General features: G+C 69.9%; 21 protein-coding genes. 13 read left to right on the forward strand and 8 right to left on the reverse strand.

The genetic code is table 11. The features are described 5' to 3' along the window. The first annotated feature begins 8 nt into the window (after nt 1-8). Nucleotides 9-848 (forward strand): SMP-30/gluconolactonase/LRE family protein, encoded by an 840-nt coding sequence (locus tag Pph01_RS22555; protein ID WP_204075134.1) that lies wholly within the window; start codon nt 9-11, stop codon nt 846-848. A gap of 37 nt (nt 849-885) precedes the next feature. Here Pph01_RS22555 and Pph01_RS22560 read toward each other — a convergent pair whose 3' ends face one another. Both Pph01_RS22560 and Pph01_RS22565 read right to left on the reverse strand, forming a co-directional pair. Further along, entirely contained in the window at nt 886-1,575 is a 690-nt protein-coding gene (locus tag Pph01_RS22560) for a cation efflux transmembrane domain-containing protein (RefSeq protein ID WP_204075135.1), read from the reverse strand. Then, on the reverse strand, nt 1,572-1,955 hold the full coding sequence (locus Pph01_RS22565) for an ArsR/SmtB family transcription factor (protein WP_204075136.1): 384 nt from the start codon (nt 1,953-1,955) through the stop codon (nt 1,572-1,574). Before Pph01_RS22565 ends, Pph01_RS22560 begins: the two co-directional genes overlap by 4 nt. 147 nt (nt 1,956-2,102) lie before the next feature. Here Pph01_RS22565 and Pph01_RS22570 point away from each other — a divergent pair, with 147 nt between their 5' ends. After that, a complete protein-coding gene (locus tag Pph01_RS22570) occupies nt 2,103-3,659 on the forward strand; it encodes a M28 family metallopeptidase (RefSeq protein WP_204075137.1) in 1,557 nt (518 codons plus the stop codon). A gap of 84 nt (nt 3,660-3,743) precedes the next feature. Here Pph01_RS22570 and Pph01_RS22575 read toward each other — a convergent pair whose 3' ends face one another. Then, nucleotides 3,744-6,026 carry a SulP family inorganic anion transporter gene (locus tag Pph01_RS22575; protein WP_239116930.1) on the reverse strand — a complete coding sequence of 761 codons (2,283 nt, stop codon included), beginning with the start codon at nt 6,024-6,026 and terminating at the stop codon, nt 3,744-3,746. A 158-nt stretch (nt 6,027-6,184) separates the two neighbouring features. Further along, nucleotides 6,185-6,652: a MarR family winged helix-turn-helix transcriptional regulator gene (locus Pph01_RS22580; RefSeq protein WP_204075139.1), complete on the reverse strand. Its 468-nt coding sequence runs from the start codon at nt 6,650-6,652 to the stop codon at nt 6,185-6,187. A gap of 80 nt (nt 6,653-6,732) precedes the next feature. Here Pph01_RS22580 and Pph01_RS22585 point away from each other — a divergent pair, with 80 nt between their 5' ends. The 3 genes from Pph01_RS22585 to Pph01_RS22595 are packed head-to-tail and all read left to right on the forward strand — an operon-like array spanning nt 6,733 to nt 8,726. Next, nucleotides 6,733-7,254 carry a hemerythrin domain-containing protein gene (locus tag Pph01_RS22585; RefSeq protein ID WP_204075140.1) on the forward strand — a complete coding sequence of 174 codons (522 nt, stop codon included), beginning with the start codon at nt 6,733-6,735 and terminating at the stop codon, nt 7,252-7,254. 20 nt (nt 7,255-7,274) lie between these two features. After that, complete coding sequence (locus tag Pph01_RS22590; protein WP_239116931.1) at nt 7,275-8,162, forward strand: LLM class flavin-dependent oxidoreductase; 888 nt, start codon at nt 7,275-7,277, stop codon at nt 8,160-8,162. Between the two features lie 54 nt (nt 8,163-8,216). Then, nucleotides 8,217-8,726 carry a DinB family protein gene (locus Pph01_RS22595; protein ID WP_204075142.1) on the forward strand — a complete coding sequence of 170 codons (510 nt, stop codon included), beginning with the start codon at nt 8,217-8,219 and terminating at the stop codon, nt 8,724-8,726. Nucleotides 8,727-8,746: 20 nt separating this feature from the next. On the opposite strand, the gene Pph01_RS22600 is transcribed toward Pph01_RS22595, so the two are convergent. After that, the gene (locus Pph01_RS22600) at nt 8,747-9,394 is read right to left on the reverse strand and encodes a DsbA family protein (protein ID WP_204075143.1); all 648 of its coding nucleotides are present in this window, start codon (nt 9,392-9,394) and stop codon (nt 8,747-8,749) included. A gap of 248 nt (nt 9,395-9,642) precedes the next feature. Here Pph01_RS22600 and Pph01_RS22605 point away from each other — a divergent pair, with 248 nt between their 5' ends. The 5 genes from Pph01_RS22605 to Pph01_RS22625 all read left to right on the forward strand — a co-directional run bounded on the left by Pph01_RS22605 (nt 9,643) and on the right by Pph01_RS22625 (nt 15,112). After that, nucleotides 9,643-10,533, forward strand: coding sequence for an isocitrate lyase/PEP mutase family protein (locus Pph01_RS22605; RefSeq protein WP_204075144.1), 891 nt, complete (start codon nt 9,643-9,645; stop codon nt 10,531-10,533). 257 nt (nt 10,534-10,790) lie between these two features. Then, the gene (locus Pph01_RS22610) at nt 10,791-11,873 is read left to right on the forward strand and encodes a right-handed parallel beta-helix repeat-containing protein (RefSeq protein WP_204075145.1); all 1,083 of its coding nucleotides are present in this window, start codon (nt 10,791-10,793) and stop codon (nt 11,871-11,873) included. A 126-nt stretch (nt 11,874-11,999) separates the two neighbouring features. Continuing rightward, nucleotides 12,000-12,863, forward strand: coding sequence for a TIGR04222 domain-containing membrane protein (locus tag Pph01_RS22615; RefSeq protein WP_204075146.1), 864 nt, complete (start codon nt 12,000-12,002; stop codon nt 12,861-12,863). A 92-nt stretch (nt 12,864-12,955) separates the two neighbouring features. Continuing rightward, entirely contained in the window at nt 12,956-14,383 is a 1,428-nt protein-coding gene (locus tag Pph01_RS22620; protein WP_204075147.1) for a serine/threonine-protein kinase, read from the forward strand. A gap of 147 nt (nt 14,384-14,530) precedes the next feature. Beyond that, a complete protein-coding gene (locus tag Pph01_RS22625; RefSeq protein WP_204075148.1) occupies nt 14,531-15,112 on the forward strand; it encodes a hypothetical protein in 582 nt (193 codons plus the stop codon). A gap of 63 nt (nt 15,113-15,175) precedes the next feature. Here the strand turns inward: Pph01_RS22625 and Pph01_RS22630 are convergent, their stop codons facing one another. Then, on the reverse strand, nt 15,176-15,451 hold the full coding sequence (locus Pph01_RS22630; protein ID WP_204075149.1) for a hypothetical protein: 276 nt from the start codon (nt 15,449-15,451) through the stop codon (nt 15,176-15,178). Nucleotides 15,452-15,512: 61 nt separating this feature from the next. Then, the gene (locus Pph01_RS22635) at nt 15,513-16,229 is read right to left on the reverse strand and encodes a hypothetical protein (protein ID WP_204075150.1); all 717 of its coding nucleotides are present in this window, start codon (nt 16,227-16,229) and stop codon (nt 15,513-15,515) included. Nucleotides 16,230-16,431: 202 nt separating this feature from the next. Between Pph01_RS22635 and Pph01_RS22640 the strand changes: the two genes are divergently transcribed. From Pph01_RS22640 to Pph01_RS22650, 3 genes are all read left to right on the forward strand, one after another. Then, entirely contained in the window at nt 16,432-17,163 is a 732-nt protein-coding gene (locus tag Pph01_RS22640; RefSeq protein WP_204075151.1) for a DUF7873 family protein, read from the forward strand. Between the two features lie 437 nt (nt 17,164-17,600). Further along, complete coding sequence (locus Pph01_RS22645) at nt 17,601-18,182, forward strand: helix-turn-helix domain-containing protein (protein ID WP_204075152.1); 582 nt, start codon at nt 17,601-17,603, stop codon at nt 18,180-18,182. A gap of 12 nt (nt 18,183-18,194) precedes the next feature. Beyond that, nucleotides 18,195-18,713, forward strand: coding sequence for a GNAT family N-acetyltransferase (locus tag Pph01_RS22650; protein ID WP_204075153.1), 519 nt, complete (start codon nt 18,195-18,197; stop codon nt 18,711-18,713). A 13-nt stretch (nt 18,714-18,726) separates the two neighbouring features. Here the strand turns inward: Pph01_RS22650 and Pph01_RS22655 are convergent, their stop codons facing one another. Further along, a complete protein-coding gene (locus tag Pph01_RS22655; protein ID WP_204075154.1) occupies nt 18,727-21,189 on the reverse strand; it encodes an ATP-binding protein in 2,463 nt (820 codons plus the stop codon). Between the last annotated feature and the right edge of the window lie 43 nt (nt 21,190-21,232).

A 21,232-nucleotide genomic window follows, 5' to 3' on the forward strand; every position in this document is an offset into this window, starting at 1 on the left:
GGTGAGACATGGACGTCTGGAGCCCGACCTCCTGTGAGCTGGGCGAGGGGGCGAGGTGGGTCGACGGACGGCTGGTCTTCGTCGACATCCTCGCCGGGAGGCTGCTGGCCGCCCCGGCCGATCGGCCGGGGCCGGCCGAGGAACTGCTCAGGGTCGACGTGCCGCTCGGCGCCGTCGCCCCGGTCGCCGGCCGTCCCGGCACCTGGATCGCGGCGGCGGGCAGGGGATTCGCGCTGCTCGACCAGGCGACGGGCGCGCTGGACTGGATCGATCAGCCGATGCCCGAGGGCAACCGCGTGAACGACGCCGTCTGCGACCCGGCGGGCCGGTTCTGGGCGGGCGGCATGCCGTACGACGGGACTCCCGGGGCGGGGGCGCTCTACCGCGTCGACGCCGATCTGAGCGTGACCACGGTGCGCACCGGCCTGACGATCCCCAACGGGCCGGCGTTCACGGCGGACGGCCGGACCATGTACCTCGCCGACAGCGCCGAAGGCCGCATCGACCGTCACACGGTCGACCCCGTCACCGGCGACCTCGGCGAGCCTGAGTCGTTCGTCTCGATCGCGGATGGCGGCCCCGACGGGATGACCGTGGACGAGGAGGACCATCTGTGGGTGGCGGTGTGGGGCGGATCCGCCGTGCACCGGTACGCGCCCGACGGCCGCCTCGACCGCGTCGTGCCCGTGCCCACCCCGCAGCCGACCAGCGTCTGCCTGGTGGACGGCCGGCTGCTCGTCACCACCGCCGCGTACGGCCTCGAGCCGATCCCGCAGGGGGCGGGCGCGGTCTACGCGACGGACGGCGTCGCGCCGGGCCGACCGGCGAGCCGCTTCCTCCTCAGCTGACCCGTCCCGGTCGCGCGGGGCGCGGACCGTCGCGGGCTCAGGTCCCGCAGCAGGCGCATCCGCCGGCGCAGCCCTCTTCCTGCTCCGCTCCGGCGGCACCCGGTACGGCACAGCAGGCGTCGCCGCGCCACGCCTCACGCCCCTCCTTGACCGCGACGACCGCGATGACCAGGGCGGCGACGGGGTCGGCCCACGACCAGCCGAACAGGCCGTTCAGCGCGAGCCCGACGAGCAGGACGGCGGACAGGTACGTGCACAGCAGGGTCTGTTTGGAGTCGGCCACCGCGCTGGCCGAACCCAGCTCGCGCCCGGCCCGGCGCTGTGCCCGGGAGAGCACCGGCATGACCACGAGGGACAGCGCCGCGAGGACCATCCCGGTCGTGGAGTGGGCGGCCTCGTCCGCGCCGAGCAACGCGTGGACGGCGTCGAAGGACACGTAGGCGGCCAGGGCGAAGAACGAGACGGCGATGATCCGCAGCGCCGCGCGTTCCCGGCGCTCGTGGTCGGCGCCGGAGAACTGCCAGGCCACGGCGAGAGCCGAAGCGACCTCGATGGCCGAGTCGAGTCCGAACCCGACGAGCGCGGCGGAGGAGGCGGCGGCCCCGGCCGTGAGAGCGACCGCCGCCTCGACGACGTTGTAGGTGATCGTCGCCGCGACGAGCAGGCGGATCCGCCGCGCGAGCGCCAGGCGCCTGGCGGGGGACGGGCCGATCGAGGCCGCCGTCATGGCGTCGGCCTCGACTCGTGCTTCGGATCGTCGTCGTCGCAACATTGCGAGCCGGGCGGGCACTCGTCGTGCTCGACCACCAGCACGAGCGAGGCCAGGTCGGCCAGCGCGCCCGCGAGGCGGGGGTCGGCGAGCTCGTAGCGTACGCGCCGGCCCACCGGCGTGGTCGTGACGAGCCCGCAACCGCGCAGGCAGGACAGATGGTTGGAGACGTTGCCGCGGGTCAGCTCGAGCCGTTCGGCCAGATCGGCGGGGAACGCCGGTCCTTCGAGCAGGGTGAGCAGCAGACGGCGGCGGGTGGCGTCGGCGAGCGCGACGCCGACGCGGGCCAGCGCGTCCGCGTCGACGACGACACGGGGACCGGATGGAGTGGCAGGCACTCGTTCACGGTAAAGCAAGAACTGAATTCAGCACAAGCTGAATCATGTTCGGATGCTCGGGAGGGCCCTTCACGGGAGTCCTGACTGAGGTTAGGTTCCCTGAGGAAGGTACGCGGATCTCCCGTCATTGGATCCAAAGGAGGACCAATGCGCATCCCCGTAAGCCGCAGGGCCGGCGTCGCCACCGCGATCGCCGCGCTCCTGTTACCCCTGGCGCTCGCCGGACCGGCCAGTGCCGATCCCGATCCCTCTGCCCTGGCACGATCGATCTCCGCTCCCGGAGTGAAACAGCACCTGCAGAAGCTGCAGGCGATAGCGAACGCCAACGGCGGCACCCGCGCGGCGGGCACGCCCGGGTTCGACGCCTCCCGCGACTACGTGGCGGGACAGTTGAAGAAGGCCGGCTACAAGGTCACGATCCAGCCGTTCGAGTTCCCCTTCTTCCAGGAGCACTCGACGGCGACGATGCAGCAGACCTCCCCGGACGCCAAGACCTACGCGCCCACTCCGCCCGACGGCAGCTCGGTCGGGGAGTTCGCGACCATGACGTACTCGGGTGCGGGTGACGTGACGGCGACCGTGCAGAACGTCGACCTGGTGCTGCCGCCCGCGCCCACGCCGAGCAGCACGTCAGGGTGCGAGGCGTCGGACTTCGCCTCGTTCGCCCCCGGGAACATCGCCCTGCTCCAGCGCGGCACCTGCGACTTCCAGGTGAAGGCGGACAACGCGCAGGCGGCGGGCGCCGCGGGTGTGATCGTCTTCAACGAGGGCCAGCCCGGCCGCACCGAGACCCTCCAGGGACGGCTGACGACGCCCACGGTCACGATCCCTGTCGTCGGCGTGAGCTTCGCCGTCGGCGAGGACCTCGCGAGCCCCGCGGGAACCGTGGTGCACCTCAAGACCGACACCACGAGCGAGATGCGCACGACGTACAACGTCATCGCGGACTCCAAGTGGGGTGACCCGAACAGGGTGGTCCAGCTCGGCGCCCATCTGGACAGCGTGCTCGCCGGTCCCGGGATCAACGACAACGGCTCGGGCAGCGCGGCGATCCTCGAGACGGCGCGGACGCTTGGCAAGATCCCGACCAGGAACAAGCTGCGCTTCTCGTTCTGGAGCGCGGAGGAACTGGGCCTGCTCGGTTCCGACCACTATGTCGCGAACTTGTCTCCGGCGGACGCGGCCAAGATCAAGTTGTACCTCAACTTCGACATGGTCGCCTCGCCGAACTACGCGTTCAAGATCTATGACGGGGACGACTCGGACGCGACGGGTTCCCCCGCCGGGCCGCCCGGCTCCGACGAGATCGAGAAGCTCTTCGCGAAGTACTTCGACACGCTCAGGCAGGGGCACGTGGGCACCGACTTCGACGGGCGCTCCGACTACGGGCCGTTCATCGCCGTCGGCATCCCCTCGGGCGGCCTGTTCACCGGCGCTGAGGGAACCAAGACGCCCGAGGAGCAGGCGCTGTTCGGCGGTACGGCCGGCGAGGCCTACGACGGCTGCTACCACCAGGCCTGCGACACCATCGCCAACATCGACGACAAGGCTCTCGCACTGAACACCGGCGCCATCGTCACGGCGGCGGTCGTCTACGCGTTCAGCCGCGACCTGCCCGGTCCCGACGTGCGGCCCGCCCCGGCCGCCCGCACCGCGGCAGCCCGGACGGCCGGCGCGCAGGTGCACGGCGGGACCGCCCGATAAGTCGCTCGTCAGCCGATTAGGTACTCTCTGCCGTCACGTGGTCATGCGCATTCCCCGAGCGCATGACCACGTTCGCGTCGGTGGTCACACCGTCGCCGACCGCTCGAGAACCGGGACGAAACCGTCGTCGTCGAGCACGTGCACGCGGGCCGTCCCGATGTCGAAGTAGAGGCCGGTCAGCTCGAGCCGTCCCGACCGGACGTGCTCGTCGACGAGCGGATGGGTGCGCAGGTTGTCGAGCTGCTGCATCACGTTGATCCGGCAGAGCAGGTCGAGCCTGCTCGCGTCGGAGAGCGCGTCCTCCGACTCCTCGAAGGACCGGAACCGGTCCAGGCTGAGCCGTCCGTGGCGGAGCCAGCCGCGCAGCCCGGGAAGGTCGGGCGTCGTGCCCAGTAGGGCGGACATCGCGCCGCATCCCGAGTGCCCGCACACCGTGATCGTCCGCACCTCCAGCACCCCCACGGCGTACTCGATCGCGGCGGTGACCGACTCGTCGGGCGGCGCGCTCGCGGCGCGGGGCACCAGGTTCCCGATGTTGCGCGCGGTGAAGAGATCTCCGGGGCCGCTGGCGGTGATGAGGTTCGGCACGACCCGCGAGTCCGCGCAGGTGATGAACAGGTGTGTGGGCGCCTGCCGCCGGGCCATCCCGTGCAGGAGCGGACGCATGAGCGGCGCCGTCCGCCGCTGGAACTCCCGCGTGCCCTCGATCAGGCCGGGCAGCGCCGGATCGTCGTCCGCCTGTTCGCCGCCGGCGACCGGCACCGCGCCGAGGACGGCGGCCTGGGCGTCGGCGTCGTCGGGGGCGTCCGCGCGGTCCGCGTGTCCGGGCTCCCGCTCCGCGCCGGACGGCGAAGCGGTGTCGAGGCCGCCACGGCGGTAGGCCCACGGCAGCCACCACTGGTCGTGCCGCATGTGCGTCTTCCCCGGTGACGTCCGCGCGCCGCTGCGCGCGTTGACGTACCACTCGCCGTGCACCTCGTCGACGTCGACGGTGCCGCCGCCTCGTTCATGCTCCAGCCGCCACGCCTGCAGCGCCTCGAAGGCCGCGTTGTCCAGGAAATCGATGTTGAGGTCGAGGTCGACGGCGGCTCCGGCCGGTACGGCGGCCAGCGCCTTGGTCAGCCGGGGGACCGCGAGGAACGTGAGCGAGCCGTCGACGGCGATCCTCCAGCGTCCGTCGTCGGCGGCCCACGCCCGCACCGAGACCCTCGTGAGCCGGAGCAGCGCGAGCAGCGCGGCCAGACCGAGCCCGATGGCGACGCCTTCCGCCAGCCCGATCACCACGACGCCGCCCATCGTCACGAAGTAGATCGGCATCTCCCGATGGTTGCGGAGGTTGCGCGCGTGGCCGAGGTTGACCATCTGAACGCCGATGAACATCAGGAGCGCGGCGAGCGCCTCCATCGGGATGAGGCCGATCAACCAGCCGAAGGCCGTGACGAACACCAGGATCCAGACGCTGTGCAGCACCGCCGACCAGCGGCTGCGCGCCCCCGCCCGGACGTTGGTGGTCGTCCGCACGACCACGCCGGCCACGGGGAGCCCGCCGCACGCGCCGGAGATGACGTTGGCGACGCCCTGCGCGGTGAGCTCCCGGTCGAGGTTCGCCCGCGGTCCGGAGTGCATCCGGTCGGACGCGACGCAGGTGAGCAACGACTCCACGCCCGCGAGCAGGGCGACGAGCAGGACGGCGGAGACGACGGCGAACCATTCGCCCTGCGGCAGCAGCGGGTGCTGGAGCGAGGAGAAGCCGCCGGAGAGGTCGATCTTGGTCAGGCAGCCGAGCAGGGCCGCGGGCACCGCGGCGATCAGCAACGCCGCCAGCGGCGCGGGCACGACGCGGACCTTCGGCAGCCGCCGCCACACCAGCAGGACTCCCACGGTGAGCAGGCCGATCAGGACGGCGTGGCCGTGGTGGTTGACGATCTGCGCGGGCAACGCCAGCACGTTGTCCAGGGCGGAACTCTGGGGTTTGCCGCCGAGAACGATGTGCACCTGCGACAACGCGATCACGATGCCGACACCGGCGAGCATGCCGTGGACGACCGCCGGCGAGACGCCGAGCGCCGCCCGCGCGACGCGGGCGAGGCCCAGCAACAACTGCAGCAGCCCCGCGAGCAATGTGATCATGCAGGTCACCCGCCAGCCGAACTTGTGCACGAGCTCGGCCACGACCAGCGCGAGGCCAGCCGCGGGACCGCTGACCTGCACCACCGATCCGCCCATCGCGCCGGCCACGACTCCGCCGATGACCGCGGCCACCAGGCCGGCGGCGATCGGCGCCCCCGACGCGACCGCGATGCCCAGCGACAGCGGCACCGCCACCAGGAACACCACAAGCGACGCGGGACCGTCATTGCGCAACACGGACAACCAGTAACTCTTTGAGTGTATTGCGTCACAATAGGTCATTGAATGAACGTAAGACACAGATCATCACGAACGTCACAAAGAGCGGAGAAGGGTGGGCTAAGACGTCGCAATCATCGACGTCGCGGTCCCGGTGTGATGGTCGGGCGGCGTGGTCATGCCTCCGTGCAGGCCGGATCGTTGATCGAGGTCCTGACGCGCGAGAGGAGCAGTCGCAGTTGCGCGACCTGCTCGTCGTCGAGGTCGGCGAACAGGTCGCGCTCCACGGCCGCGATCGCGTCCTCGACCACGGACTGGGCCTTCCTTCCGGCGGGCGTGATCTCCACGATGTGGCGGCGCCGGTCCGCGGGGTCGCGGCGACGTTCGACGAGACCGTCGCGCTCCAGGTCGTTGAGGATCACCACGAGGACGCTGGGGTCGACCTCAAGGGTCTCCAGGAGCGCCTGCTGGCTCATCCGCCCGGCGCTCGCCAGGTTCATCAGCGCGACGCCCTGTCGGTGGGTGAGCCCGTTGGCGCCGAGTGCGTCGCGGATGCGGACGTTGGCGATCGCTCCGTGCCGGGCCAGCAGCAACCCGAGCCGGTCCGTGCTGCTCGTCGCCGTCGGGACGTCCTCGAGTGCCATGTCCGCATGCTAACAGACTGTCAACGATATGCCAGTCATAAATAATTGAAGAGCGTCAATCATCTGGTACGGTCCACGGTATGACTGAACGCAAGGTCTCACCGGGGGCGCCCGGGGAGCATCTGGTGCGCGAGCTCGCCTGGGTTCACGACATGGTCCGGCAGGATCTCCGGACCGTGCAGGAGCTGGCCGCCAAGGTCGCCTCGGGGGCCGCCGTCTCACAGATCACGACGACGATCCGCTCCCTGCAGACGCGGGGGCCGTTGTGGCAGCTGCGCGTCAACTGCCTGCAGTACTGCCGGTTCGTCCACCACCATCACGAGTCCGAGAGCGCGATGTTGTTCCCCGCCCTGCGCCGGGCCGACCCCTCTCTCGGGCGGACGGTGGACCGCCTGGAATCCGATCACAAGAAGGTGGCCGTCCTCCTGGACACGGTCGAAGACCTCGCGAAGGCCCTCGGCGACGGTCAGAACGCCGGCACTCGCCGGCAGTTGGCCAATGCGCTCACCGACCTGGGCACCCACCTGCTGGAGCACCTCGACTTCGAGGAGAAGTCGATCAACCCGACGTTGCGGAAGTGGAGAAGGTGGCCATGGCAGTGAACAGGGCAGTGAACAGGGCAGTGAACGCTTCGCGCCCGCCCGTCCTGTTCGGCGTGTCGGTCACACCCGACGCCGCGGCCATCGACGAGATCACGACCCTCACACGGATCGCGGACGCCGCCGGGCTCGACCTCGTGGCCATCCAGGATCATCCGTACCAGCCGGGGTTCCTCGACGTCTGGACGTTGATCACCCACCTGGCCGCCCGGACGGAGCGGATCGGATTCTTCCCCGACGTCGCCGACCTCGCGTTGCGGCCGCCGGCGATGCTCGCCAAGGCCGCCGCCTCGCTGGACCTGCTCAGCGGTGGCCGGATCGAGCTCGGCGTGGGCGCGGGGGCGTTCGCGGACGCCATCGCCGGGATGGGTGGCCCGTCGCGGACGCCCGCCCAGAACGTCGAGGCCACGCGGGAGGCCCTGCAGGTCATCAGGGCCGCCTGGGGGGCTCGCCCGTTCGCCCTCCTCGGCGACCATCACCGGATCCAGGGCTACCATCCCGGCCCTCCGCCGAGTCGTGAGATCGGGCTGTGGGTGGGCGCGCAGAAGCCGCGGATGCTCCGGCTCATCGGTGACCTGGCCGACGGATGGGTGTGCCCGCTGAACATCTACATCTCGCCCGGCGAGGTGCCACCGCTGCAGGAGATCATCGACGAGGCCGCGACGGACGCGGGCCGCGACCCGAACCGGATCCGGCGGATCTACAACGTGCTGGGCACGATCGGGCCCGGAACCGGCGGTCAGGGGCTGAACGGCCCCGTCGAGTCGTGGGCCGAGACCCTGGCCGACTGGGCGACCCGGCTGCGTTTCGACACGTTCGTCTTCTGGCCGACGGGCGCGCCGGATACGCAGTTCCGCCTGTTCGCCGAGGAGGTCGTCCCGAGAGTCCGCGCCCTGCTCGACGAGGGCTGAGGCCGGGGCGGCACGGTGGGAGGAGTGTCGGGGCGGGTTGTTACGGTCGTGCCCATGATGCGACACGTGCCGTACACCGCCGACGAGAAGACCAGCCTGCATGTCAGCCTCGACCGCCACCGCGACGTGGTCGTCTGGAAGCTGCGGGGGCTCGACGACGAGCAGCTTCGCAGGCCGATGACCCCGTCGGGCACCACCCTGCTCGGCCTGGTGAAACACCTGGCGAGTGTGGAGTACGGCTGGTTCTGCGAGACCTTCGGGCGGGAGACCGAGCCGTTCCCGGCCGACGAGGACGACCCGGACGTCGACATGCACGTGTTGCCGTACGAGACGACCGAGCAGATCCTGGCGTTCTACGAGCGGGCGCGGGCGGCGGCGGACAAGGTCGTCGAGGAGGTCGACGTCGACACCGTCGGCACGGCATGGCACGGTGCCACGGTGTCGATGCGCTGGGTGCTCATCCACATGATCGAGGAGACGGCCCGCCATGCGGGTCACATGGACATCCTGCGGGAGTTGATCGACGGAGCCACCGGCTCCCACCCCGAGGCCGCCACGGCGTAGGAAGGCGCCGGGCCGACGGCTCAGACGGTGGTGGCCTGCTGCTCGGGCTCGGCGCCTCCCCACGGGGCGCTCCAGTCGATGTCCTGTCCGTCGACGCGGACCGTCGGCGTGCCCTGCACCGCCTTCGACAAGGCCGTCCGGGACATCTCGTCGGCCTTGTCGGAGGTCTCCTCAGACGTGAGGCAGGCGGCGAAGTCGTCCGTCGGGATGCCGTGCTTCTCCGCGAGGGCCACCAGTTCGGGGACGGCGAACCCGCCGTCCTGCGTCTCGGCCGGCTGACCTGCGTACAGGGCGTCGTGGTAGGCCAGCCACTTCTCCGGGTCCGTGACGCACAACGAGGCCGACAGCGCCCGATGCGAGTTCTCGTGCATCGGCGACTCGCTGAAGATCGTCATGGGGTGGATGAGCAACACGATCTCTCCGCGGAGCACGGCCTGCCTCGCCACCTTGCCGTTCCCGCGCTCGAACTCCTGGCACACGGGGCACTGGAAGTCCTCGTAGACCTCGAGGACGGGACGCACCACGCCGGGCCGGGCCAGCATGACGCTGCCGTCGGGCCGCAGGGTGACCAACTGCTCGATCGCGTCGGCGCGCGCCGCGATGCCGGGCTCCTGCCGGGACAGGTTGGCCGCCAGGGACACGGCGATCACGGCCAGGGCGGCGATCATGGCCGCGTACCTGCGTGCTCGACTCCGGCTCGGCGGGACATCCACAGAGTTCACGACCTGCTGCCTTTCCGCAATGTTCGTTCGGAATGGCACCCTAATGGGACCTCGCCCGTCGCCCGCGCGCGGCCTCGCCCGCCTTCCCGGCGCATGGCGGGAGCCCTGAGCGCTTTGTCGCCTTAAATGCGCTTATATCCTCGAAATTACTGATGATCCGCCACTGCGTATCGGTGAACGAGGCGGTGTGATCGATGGCGAAATCGACGATCAAGCGGACGACTCGGTTGCGGGAGCTGGTGAGCGCACCCGAGATCCTGGTCGTCCCCGGCGCCTACGACGGCACCGGCGCCCGGATCGCGCGATCCCTGGGGTTCGAGGCGATCTACCTCAGCGGTTTCGAGACCTCCGCGGGCCTGCTGGGGATGCCGGACGTCGGCTACCTGACGATGTCGCAGATGGCGACGCGGGTCTCCGACCTCTGCGACGCCGTCGACCTGCCCCTCATCGCGGACGGTGACACGGGGTACGGCAATCCGCTCAACGTCCGCCGTGCGGTCCGCGCGTACGAGAAGGCGGGTGCGGCGGGCATGCACATCGAGGACCAGACCTCTTCGAAACGCTGCGGTCACATGCTCGGGCGGCAGGTGATCCCCGTGAGCGGGATGGTCGAGAAGGTCAAGGCCGCGGTCGACGCGCGGAGCGACCCGGACTTCGTGATCATCGCCCGCACCGACGCGCGCACGACGATGGGACTCGCCGAGGCCCTCGACCGGGGCGCGGCCTATCACGAGGCGGGCGCGGACATGTTGTTCATCGAGTCCCCCGAGAGCGAGGACGAGATGCGGCGCATCTGCGCGGCCTTCCGCGGCACGGTTCCCGTGCTGAGCAACCAGGTCGAAGGTGGCCGCACACCGACCCCGGGCGTTCGGGCGCTCGAGGAGATGGGCTACGCGCTCGCGCTCTTCTCCGTCGGAACGGCCTTCGCCGCCGCGAAGGGGTTGCGGACCTACTTGGCGGAGCTCGCGGCCAAGGGCGACACCCGTGGCGTGCTCGACGACATGATCCTTTTCGAGGAGTTCAACACGCTGATCGGTCTCGACGAACACATGGAGCTCGAGAAACGGTACGAAGAGCGCGAGTGACCGGTGCTCTGCCGTCCGGACATCATCTGAGCAAGGGGACGCGCTGTGTCGGCCACGGGACGGTTCGGTGCGGCGCCGTCCGCGGCCCGGCGAGGGATTCGTGATTACCTCTTCATGCGGCTACGGACTGGTTACGATCGATCGGTTGCCTATGTCGGGAGTGCCGTGATGGACGTGTTCACGTATGTCGATGGCGTCGACCCGATTCCGGGGCTGACGCGAAGGTTCCGCACCGAGCCGCTTCCGGAAGGCCTGTGATGTCCGCCCACCACTCCAGCGGGCTTCGCCGTACGCGACAGGACGGTGCGGCGGGCGCGGTCTGCGGAGTGGCGCTCGCGATCACCGCACTCCTGCTGTCGGGATGCACCGCCTCCACGGCGGCGAGCGGTGGTGCGGCGAGCGGCGCCGGTGACGCGGTTGCGGAGGAGGTGCCGCAGGCGCAGCCCGCGCCGACGCCACGGGTCACCCCTTCGTCGAAGCCGGCGTCACCCCAGCTGGCCGCGAAGCTCACGCACAAGTCGACCCCCATCGCCCGGAGCACCGCGACGGCTCCCCGGCCCGCGTCGGGTTTCCCCACCGCGGCCACCACGGGTGTGCCCAATGGAACCGCGCTCAAGGTCGTCAACGGTGACCAGGTCTTCTCGCGGACCGGGCAGATCGTCGTGGGCATGGACTTCCACGGGTTCGTGAAGGTGGCGGGCAGGAACGTGACGTTCAGGAACTGCGTGTTCCGGGGCCGGGCCACGGGCAGGAACGCCGCGCTCCTCGACGCGGAGAACGGGATCGGGACGGTCGTCGAGGACTCCGAATTCGTGCCGTCGAATCCGTCGGCGACCATCGACGGGATCTGGGCCCGGGACACCAAGATCTATCGCGCGAACATCCACGGCAGCGTGGACGGCATCAAGGCCTACAGCGACACGCTCGTTCAGGACTCCTACATCCACGACATGAGGTCGTTCAGCAGCGACCCCAACCAGGGTGGCGGACCCACGCACAACGACGGCGTGCAGTCCTTCGGCGACGTCGCCCGGGTGACACTCCGGCACAACACGATCGACATGTCCACCTCGAAGGACGCCAACGCGGCCTACCAGAGTTCGGCGCGGGACTCGCTCATCGAGAACAACTCACTCGACGGCGGCGGCTGCACTCTGAACTTCAGTCACAAGGACGCGGGCACCTCGATCTCCGGGATCCGCGTGGTGGGCAACCGGTTCGGCCGCCACTCGTTCTACCAGTGCCCGATCCTGTTGAGCACCAAGTCCTTCCTGTCGCAGAACAGTGGAAACGTGTGGGACACCGGCGCGGCGATCCCACCCCCGCAACGCCACGACTGACCGGGCCGTGGCCGTACGGCGACGCTCACGATCCCGCGATATCGTCGTCCCGGCCAGGTCTGGAACCGATTCGCGTGCCGTGCTCGTTGGCTGGGTGTATTCGCAGCGGGCGCGCGAGGTGACCGGATGTCGCAGCTGTCAGTCGAATTGTTGTCTCTCGGCTCCGCTTTCATGGTCGTCCTGTTCGCGCTGACGGATCGCGAAGCGCGCCGCCGTTCACGCCGGGTGCCGCGCGGCGCCGTCGAACGCCATCCGGGTCTCTACGAACTGGCCTACCTCGCGGGTGGCCCGCGCCGGGCCGTGGTGACCGGGCTGGCGGCCCTGGTCCGGGCCAAGGCCGTACGGCTCGCCGGTGACGGGCACATCGAGGTCCTCGCGGCCGGCAGAGGAACGAACGCGGTCGAGGACGCCGCCATGACCATCCTGGCGTCCCGCGACGGCCGGCTCACCGTCGGCGAGTTGTGCGCCGAGATGTACGGCGGCCCCGCGATCGCCGACCTGCCGCAACGGCTCACCCGCCAGAGGTTGCTGCTGCCCGCGGGCTACAGCGCTCCCGGCTGGAGCCGCCGGCTCCTGAGGCTGTCCACGGGGATCGCCTGTGGCGTCGTGGTGCTCGCCGCCTTCGAGCGGCAGCCGTTGAGCGCGGTGATCGCACTCGTCGGGGTGGCCGTCGGAGAGGTCACGTGGCGGGTCGCCCGAGCGAACGGCAGGGTCCCGCTGACCGATGCGGGGCAGTTCGTGTTGGCGCGCACGCTGACCCGGTACAAGGAGGGGAACCTCCGGGGAATGCCGGACGTCGCCGTGGCGCTGCGAGGCGGCTCGGCCGCGGGCGACCTCGAGGTACGGCGAGGGCTCCAGACCGTTGACGTCATCCCGCTGGACGCGGACGGCTCGTGGGTCTGGAAGCCGGCACGGCTCCCCTCGACCGGCCCCGATGGAGGAAGCGGCGATCACACCGGCGGGCTGCCCTACGGAGCGGGATCGTATTGACCGGATCCCGTCCGCGTTAACGATCGTTTCGTGTCGGAAGAACCACTGGCTCCGGTAATGTCACCTCCGTTTCCGCGTGCGTGGAGGTTCAATTGCAAGGGTCGCAGCCGCTTCGCACGGATGATCCCCGCCAGATCGGTGCGTACCGGATCGCCGGTCTGCTCGGCGAGGGCGGCCAGGGCCTGGTGTACCGGGGCGTGGGGGAGAACGGCGAGTTTGTCGCCGTCAAGCTGCTGCACGCCCGGTTCAGCGGGGACGCCAAGGCGCGCGCACGGTTCGCGGCGGAGCTGGCGCACGCGGGAAAGGTCGCGGCGTTCTGCACGGCACGCGTGCTGGACGCGGACGTGGAAGGCGACAGGCCCTACATCGTCAGCGAGTTCGTGGACGGTCCGGCGCTCTCCCAGGTGATCGCGGCCGGCCGGGCGCCTCAGGGGCCCGCTCTGGAGAGGCTGGCGATAGCGACGGTGACCGCGCTCGCCGCCATCCACGAGGCGGGGATCGTGCACCGCGACTTCAAGCCCAGCAACGTCATCATGGGCGCCGACGGGCCACGCGTCATCGACTTCGGCATCGCCCGCGCCCTGGACGCGACCGGCACGTTGTCGAGTGCGATCGTCGGCACGCCCGCGTTCATGGCGCCCGAGCAGATCGAGGGGGGCGAGGTCGGCCCGGCGGCCGACGTCTTCGCCTGGGCGTGCACCATCGCCTACGCCGCCAACGGCGCCACGCCGTTCGGGCAGGACTCGATCCCCGCGGTGATGCACCGCATCCTGACCGGCGAGCCCGACCTCGGCCGACTCGTGGGGGCGCTGCACGGCATCGTGACCGACTGCCTGGCCAAGGACCCCGCCCGGCGCCCCACCGCACGGGCGATCCTGCTCCGCCTGCTCGGCGGGACGCCGTCCTCGTCGACGCCGGAGACGTTGCTCATCGAAGGTGCGCGGGCCTCGGCATCGGGCACCCTGCTGCTTCCACCTGAGCCCGTTCGGCCGGTCGAGGAGCCGCCCACCCGGCCGGTCGCGCGGCCGGCGGCGCCAGGCGGCGAGCAGGCCGGGGTAGGCCGCCGGGCAACGGCGTACGCGGTCGCGGTCGCGGCCCTCTTCCTGGGCGCCTCGACGTTCCTTCCCTGGGGGAGGGTCGGCAAGCTGCTCGGGTCGATCACCGTGCCCGTCGACAATGCCGATGTCGCCGGTCTTGCGACACAGTGGGGAGTCGTCACCCTGGTCATGGCCGTGGCCGCGATGGCCGTCGCCGTCACCGACGCGCTCACCCGGCGTCTGTCCGCCGCCTGGGCGGTCGTGCCCGGCGGCGTCGCTGCCGCGTCGATGGCCGCGTTCTGGATCCGTCAGGACGACCTGCACTCCAAGGATCCCAGCGCGGGGATGTTGACGGCCGACGATCTGCGCGCACTCGGAATGAGCTTCCGCGTCTCCATCTCATACGGCTGGTACACGGCGGTCGCGCTGGCCGCGGTCCTCGTGGTGCTTGCGGTGGTCGCCCTGTCGGCCCGCCGGTCGTGACGACTCAGCTCTGCGCGCCTCGGTGACGGCGCCCCTGTCCTCCCCATATGGAGGAGGCGGGAACCGTGCTTGAGAGCCGTCCGGGTCTGCTGGAGAGGTGGGCGCCGAGCTTTTCTTATTGATCAAGCCGTCGATAAGGTTCCCGTCATGCAACGTATGACCGGAATGTTGATCGGTGCCGTCTTTGGGATGGTGTTCGTGCTCATCAACGCGGCCGACCCGCTGAACGCCGTGATCGGTGGCGTCCTTCGCGGGCTGGCCGTCCTCAGTCTCATCGGCGTCGTCGTCATGTGGTTCCTCGCCGTCAGGCGGGTGAAGACCGGTCGTACCGAACCGATCGCGATCCCGGGGCCGGCGGCGCCCATGTTCAGCAGGGGCTACTGGCTGGTCGTCGTCGCCGAGGCCGTCCTGCTCTTCGGGGGCATCGCGGTGCTCCGTGCCTGGGGACGGCCCGAGCAGACCAACGTCGCCTGGATCGCGTTCGTCGTGGGTGTGCACTTCATCGTGCTGGCGCCGGTCTGGAAGCAGTGGGGCATCGCCGTCCCGGGCGTCATTCTGACCGTGCTCGGCGTCATCGGTCTCGTGCTGGCGGCGACGTCCGCCGTCGCATGGGTGCCCTTTGTCAGCGGCGTCCTGTCGGGAGTGTTCCTCCTGTTGGGCTGTGTCACGTTCGCCTGGCGGGGGCTCGCCTCGCTGACGCCGCGAGACGAGGTCACCGCCGCGGCGTGAATCCACGCCGCGGTTCCCGTGGCCGCGGAGAGATCCGTCCGCCCGTGGCCGCGGTTCCGCTCGTCATTCGTCCGCCGGCCACCTTTTCCAGCCGACGGACGGATCGTCGGCTTCGACGAACTGCTTCGCCTTACTCACGCAATCGGGACAGATCGGCACGTCGATCGCTCGTGCGAGAGCTTCCGGTGTCGGCTCCCGCATCCCACCGAAGACGGTCATTCCTGGAATTAGGCCCGTTTCCGGGTCGATCGAGAACATCATGACGGTTCCCGGATCGAAGGCGAAGGTGCGCTTGCACGCGTAACAGCGGCCTATCGTGGTGATCTTCTTGTCCGTCATGCCGTCCGTCCTCCTTCCCGCACCGTACCTCGTCGGGGGCAGCCGGCCATGGCGGCGCTGGTCAGTCGTTGAGCGACACGGGTGGATCGATGTCGAAAACGGTCAGCCATTCGGCGTCGCACGGCCGGTAACCGAGCCGCCAGAGTGCGTCGACCACGGCGTGCATGTGCTCCGCGCCGTAGATCACGCCGACGAGGATCTGTTCCATGCATCGCTCCTGGTGGATGGCGTGGATCGCGCTGACGAGCAGCCGATCGCGCGAGTGCAGCATCAGTTCGTCGAACGCGTCCGGGAAGTCGTTGAGAGCGGGGTCGACGTCGCCCTGTTCCTCCACCGCGAGGTGGCGGGCGAGGACACGGCGGGTGCCGAACAACCGCATCTGGATGACGTACACGGGGACGAGAAGCCGTACGAGGGCTCTTTGGAATAAGGAGATGCGTCGCCAGCCGTCCTTGACGGCCTCGGCTGTGAGGTCGGGATTGATGAACGGAACCCCGACGGTGTGCAGGTCGATTCTCTGGACGACCAGTGCCAACCGGCTGCTGCCTTCCAGGTGCCGGTAGGCCGCGGAGAGGGCGCGTCCCGCGGGCGAGTGCGCCACTCCTTCGACGACCAGCAAGTCGTGCGAGTGCAGCCGTTGTTCCACTTCGGCGTAGAAGCCTGGTTCGCCGAGATGGACCATCGGATAGACGACGAACCGGAGGGCGCTGCCGGCTCGCCGGAACGTGATGACCGCGGATCGCACTCCGCAGAGTTCCGTGACTTCGATGAACTGCATGTTTGACCGCCTGCGAACAGGTGGCCGCACCACGGCCTTCGCTGTTTAGACGAACCGCGGGCCTGTGGAGTTCGGCCCGCTTTCCGCGGGCGTATATGTGTTGACGCAAGATCCGCTGGTGGGCTGTACTGGCGGCTCGAAATGCCGCGATTGATCCGCCGGCCGACGTCGCCACGCCGCGTCCCGACGGAAGGGAACCCCCGTGACCAAGCTCAACCAGATCCTCGCCGTGGAAAAGGGCGTCAAGGCCGACGCCCAGCGCAAGGTGACCGACGCCTACCACACCATCCAGAAGAGCCCGCTGCTGTCGGGCATCTCGCGGTCGTACCAGCCGATCGACGACGAGGGCGAGCAGCTTCCGCCCGAGTCGACCAGGGTGCAGGTGCAGGCCGGCAACGTGCTCGGGGACGTGGGAGCCGCGCTGACGCGGTTGTTCGACGTGACGGCGACGAAGGACTGGGCGAACTGCTCGGCGAAGGCCAGCGTCACGGTGGACGGCGAGACTCTCCTGACCGATGTCCCGGTCACCTACCTGCTGTTCCTGGAGAAGCAGTTGGTCGACCTGCACACGTTCATAAGCAAGCTGCCCACGCTGGACCCGTCCGAGACGTGGACGCTCGACGAGAACACCGACACCTGGCGCACGGAGCCGGTGAAGACGACGCGGACGAAGAAGGTTCCGCGCAACCACGTGCTCGCCGAGGCGACCGACAAGCACCCTGCCCAGGTTCAGGTCTACAACGAGGACGTCGTCGTCGGTTACTGGACCAAGGTCACCTTTTCCGGCGCGTTGCCGCAGCGGCGTGTCAACGAGCTGCTGGGCAGGGTGCAGAAGCTCCAGGACGCGGTGAAGTACGCCCGTGAGGAGGCCAACGGCACGGAGGTCGTCGACCGCAGGATCGGTGACGCCGTGTTCGGCTACCTGCTGAGGTAGCCCCACAGACCCCCATCCCTGCGTGGATGGGTGCGCAAGGAGCGCAAGCTGAAGATGAAGCTCAGCCTGAACGACGGTGACAGCGGAGGTTCGATTCCTCTCCCGGGCACGCGGGCCCGGGTAGCCCAACTGGTAGAGGCAGCCGTTCAGACTCAGACTCTCGCTCCAGATTCAGCATCGCCGTCGAGTGCCGGATCGACCGGGAGTGGACTGTGATTGTTGAGATGCCGGTTCGAGTCCGGCGCGCGGCTCCAACCATGCCGCGGTAGCTCAATGGCAGAGCGCACATCGTGAGGACTGATCCACTCTCTTAAACGCCGCCGGCGCCGTGATGTGGCGGCACTGACAGACCCCCGGGACATGGACAGGTTCCCGGGGGTCGCTCCATTTCGTGCACGCTTCCGCTGCTGTCTCATATATGAGATAGCGTCTCTCATGTGAGAGATGAAGTCGCGCCGCACGACGCGCAGGTGGAGGTCCGTCTGGCGGGCCGGCTCGCGTGGTTGCGGGAGGAGCGCGGCTGGTCCCTGGACGAGCTGGCGCGGCGGACGGGCGTGAGCCGTTCGACGTTGTCGCGGCTGGAGCGGACGGAGATCAGCCCGACCGCGACCCTGCTCAACAGGTTGTGCGCGGCGTACGGCCGGACGATGTCGCAGTTGCTGGCCGAGGTCGAGGAGGAGCCGCCGCGACTGGTGCGCGCCGGTCAGCAGATGGTGTGGCGGGACGAGAGCTCGGGGTTCACCCGCCGCTCGGTCTCCCCGCCGCACCCCGGACTGCGTGGTGAGCTGGTCGAGGGGCTGCTGCGGCCGGGTGCGGACATTTCCTACGACGAACCGCCCGTGCCGGGTCTGGAGCAGCACATCTGGATGCTGGAGGGCGTGCTCGAGGTCACCGTGGGCGACGTCGTGCACGAGATCCGGGCGGGGGACTGCCTGCGGTTCCGGCTGTGGGACCGGTCGCGCTTCCGCTGCCCCGGTCCCGATCCGGCCCGTTACGCCTTGATGATCGTCCTGCCGTGAGAGGAAGCCACGTTGCACACCATCACCCGCCTGTCCACCGATGACTTCGACCGCAGTGTGAAGAGCCTGGCCGACCTGCTCGTGGACGTCGTCGCGGGGGGAGCCTCCCTCGGCTTCCTGCTCCCGTTCGACCAGGACGCGGCGGTGGCCTGGTGGCGGGCGCGGCGGCCCGCCGTGGCCGAGGGCGGCCTCATCGTCTGGGCGGCACACGGCCCCGACGGCGTCGCCGGGACCGTCAGCCTCGCCCTGGAGGGCAAGCCGAACGGCCGGCACCGCGCCGATGTCGTCAAGCTGATGGTCCACCGCGACGCCCGCGGCCGGGGGCTCGCCCGAGCGCTCCTCGCCACCGCCGAACAGGCCGCCTCGCAGGCGGGAGCCACACTGTTGCTCCTCGACACCGTGACCGGCAGCCCCGCGGACCATCTCTACGCCTCCGCCGGCTGGACGCGGTTCGGTGTCGTCCCCGACTACGCGACCAGCCCGGCCGGCGTCCTCGAAGATTGCAGCTTCTTCTACAAGCGGCTCGCCTGAGTCCTCCGCGTGGTCAGTGGATGAGCAGGTCGGCGAGCGGCATGTGACGTCCCTCTGACAGGGCCGAGGCGAGCCCGGAGGATCCGAGCCGTTCGCCCAGCGCCGTCCGCAGCACGGTGTCTCCGTCGTGTCCGGGATCGAGGCGTTCGGCGGCGCCGAGCAGGACGGCCGCGCGTCTGGAGTCGCCGGTCGCGTGTTCGGCGCCGGAGAGCAGGCGCAGGCCGTTCACGGTGGAACGGTGGTCGCCGAGGCCGACGGTGATCTCCACCCCGTCCGTGAAATGACGCCGCGCCCGCTCGTGGTCGCCGTCGTGCGCCGCGGCGCGGCCGAGACCGATGAGGCAGCGGGCCGTGCAGCGGCGGTCGCCGATACGGCGGAACTCGGAGATGAGGCCGTCGAACCGGACACGCGCCGCCGCGTGGTCTCCTCGGCGCTGGTCGAGAGAGGCCTGGAAGATCTCGGTGTGGAGCCGCTCGTGATTGTTGGCGCTCAACCGGGCCAGTCGTCCGGCCTCGGCGAGCCAGCCCACCGCGTCGTCGAGACGGGTCCCGTTCTCGATCGCGCGGATGGCCATCTGGTTGAGGCAGTTGGCGCGTTTGACACGGTCGTGCAGCCGGCCGAACAGGGCGGCCGCCTCCGACATCCGTTCCAGGCCGGCGGCGATGTCCGGTGTGGCCATCCCCAGGAACGACATCGCCAGAGCACGATGCCAGCCGTCGCCGAGCCGTTCGAAACGTGACGCCGCCTGTTCCAGCGGCTCGATCGCGGCGGTGCGGGACTCGCTGTGCACCCTCGCCCAGCCGCGGGCGAGCAGCGCGAGAGACTGGTCCCGCTCGGTTCCGTGCTCGGCCCGTTCGCACGCGTCGTCGGCGAACTCCCGGGCCCGGCCGGTGTCCTGGTAGGCCAGCAGGATGGCGCAGGTCACCGCGGCATGGATGCCCAGGCCGCCCTGCGGCAGCGGATGCTCCAGCAGCCTTTCGAGCCAGTCGAACAACTCGCCGCGCGCCCCCAGGATCTCCCATCCCGTGCCGATGCCTGCGAGGAACGTCCACGCGGATGTCGTGTCCCCCTGGTCGATGGCCCACCTCATCCCGGTGCGCACGTCCGCCCAGTGCCGGTCGAACCAGCGCAACGCGGCGACCTGGTCCCGCCCGCGCAGATCGGCCAGCAGGGCCACGCCGTGTTCGAGATGGTGGCGGGCGTGCCGCTCGTGCGCCGCGTCGGCGGCCCCGCGTTCCGCCAGTCGACGATGCGCGAACTGACGGACGCTGTCGAGCAGGCGGTATTCGGTGACGTGGTCGCCGCGGCGTCGGGAGATGAGGGAACGGTCCAGCAGTCGCGGGAAGAGTCTCACGAGGTCGGTGGAGTCCAACGGGGGATAGGCGAGGATCTCCGCCGCGGTGTCGTAGCCGAACTCGCCGGGGAACACCGCGCATCGCTCGAACAGCAGGCGTTCGTCGTCGCCGAGGAGCTCGTAGCTCCACCTCAGGGCCTCCTCCAGCGTGCGATGCCGGTTCGGCATGCCCTGCGCCCCATCGGTCAGCAGCGCGAATCGGTCGTGCAGGCGCGCCAGCAGTTCGACCGGCGAGAAGAAGCGGATCCGGGCGGCCGCGAGCTCGATGGCCAGCGGGAGGCCGTCCAGCCGGCGGCAGATCATCGCGACGTGGCGGGCGTTCTCCGGGGTGACGCGGAAGCCGGGGGAGACCGCGGCCGCACGATCGGCGAACAACCGCGCGGAAGCCGCGTCCAGCACTGCTGATGGATCGTCCGACTCCTCGGGCACCTGCAGGGGCGGGGTGTCGTACACGACCTCGCCCGCCAGGCCCAGAGGGCCGTGGCTGGTGGCCAGCACCCGGAGGTGGGTGGTGGCGAGCAGGTCGGCGAGCAACGCCGCCGCGTTGGCCGCCACGTGCTCGCAGTTGTCCACGATCAGCCAGTGCCGGCGTTCGGAGAGCGTCTCGCGGAGCAGGGCGTGGAGACGGCGTTCGTCGTCGGAGACGTGGAGGGCGTCCGCGAAGGCACGTTCCACGGCGTCACCGGGTGGCACGGCCGCCAGGTCGACCAGGATCGCGGCCGGCAGCGTGCTCAGCGAGTGGGCCACGTGCAGCGCCAGCCGCGTCTTGCCCGCCCCCGCCGGACCGGTCAGCGTCAGCAGCCGATGGTCGCTCACGAGCCTGAACAGGTCCTCGGTCTCCCTGTCCCGCCCGACGAAGGACGACAGGGGCCGTGGCAACACCTCACCGGGACTCCAGCGAGCCTGAAGCCGGGCCGCCGTGTCGACCAGTGCGCGGCGGTCGGCGCCGCCGAGCTTGCGAAGCAGGGACGACACGTGGCTCTCCACGGTCCGTTCCGACACCCGCAGCTTGTCGGCGATCTCCCTGTTCTGCAGGCGGTCCCCCACGAGCCAGAAGACCTCGAGCTCTCGCGGCGTCACTCCGGCCGTGCGCAGCGGATCCGGGAAGACATCTGGCCCCATGGAGTGAGTATCACTCGGTACGGACGAATCCTCCTTGATTCCA

The sequence above is a fragment of the Planotetraspora phitsanulokensis genome (assembly GCF_016863295.1).
Classification (GTDB): domain Bacteria; phylum Actinomycetota; class Actinomycetes; order Streptosporangiales; family Streptosporangiaceae; genus Planotetraspora; species Planotetraspora phitsanulokensis.

Excerpts from the sequence above, each read along its gene's own strand:
- Pph01_RS22555 (WP_204075134.1), top strand. The coding sequence starts at position 9 with ATGGACGTCTGGAGCCCGACCTCCTGTGAGCTGGGCGAGGGGGCGAGG.
- Pph01_RS22560 (WP_204075135.1), bottom strand. The coding sequence starts at position 1,575 with ATGACGGCGGCCTCGATCGGCCCGTCCCCCGCCAGGCGCCTGGCGCTC.
- Pph01_RS22570 (WP_204075137.1), top strand. The coding sequence starts at position 2,103 with ATGCGCATCCCCGTAAGCCGCAGGGCCGGCGTCGCCACCGCGATCGCC.
- Pph01_RS22580 (WP_204075139.1), bottom strand. The coding sequence starts at position 6,652 with ATGGCACTCGAGGACGTCCCGACGGCGACGAGCAGCACGGACCGGCTC.
- Pph01_RS22585 (WP_204075140.1), top strand. The coding sequence starts at position 6,733 with ATGACTGAACGCAAGGTCTCACCGGGGGCGCCCGGGGAGCATCTGGTG.
- Pph01_RS22595 (WP_204075142.1), top strand. The coding sequence starts at position 8,217 with ATGATGCGACACGTGCCGTACACCGCCGACGAGAAGACCAGCCTGCAT.
- Pph01_RS22600 (WP_204075143.1), bottom strand. The coding sequence starts at position 9,394 with ATGATCGCCGCCCTGGCCGTGATCGCCGTGTCCCTGGCGGCCAACCTG.
- Pph01_RS22605 (WP_204075144.1), top strand. The coding sequence starts at position 9,643 with ATGGCGAAATCGACGATCAAGCGGACGACTCGGTTGCGGGAGCTGGTG.
- Pph01_RS22610 (WP_204075145.1), top strand. The coding sequence starts at position 10,791 with ATGTCCGCCCACCACTCCAGCGGGCTTCGCCGTACGCGACAGGACGGT.
- Pph01_RS22615 (WP_204075146.1), top strand. The coding sequence starts at position 12,000 with ATGTCGCAGCTGTCAGTCGAATTGTTGTCTCTCGGCTCCGCTTTCATG.
- Pph01_RS22625 (WP_204075148.1), top strand. The coding sequence starts at position 14,531 with ATGCAACGTATGACCGGAATGTTGATCGGTGCCGTCTTTGGGATGGTG.
- Pph01_RS22630 (WP_204075149.1), bottom strand. The coding sequence starts at position 15,451 with ATGACGGACAAGAAGATCACCACGATAGGCCGCTGTTACGCGTGCAAG.
- Pph01_RS22635 (WP_204075150.1), bottom strand. The coding sequence starts at position 16,229 with ATGCAGTTCATCGAAGTCACGGAACTCTGCGGAGTGCGATCCGCGGTC.
- Pph01_RS22655 (WP_204075154.1), bottom strand. The coding sequence starts at position 21,189 with ATGGGGCCAGATGTCTTCCCGGATCCGCTGCGCACGGCCGGAGTGACG.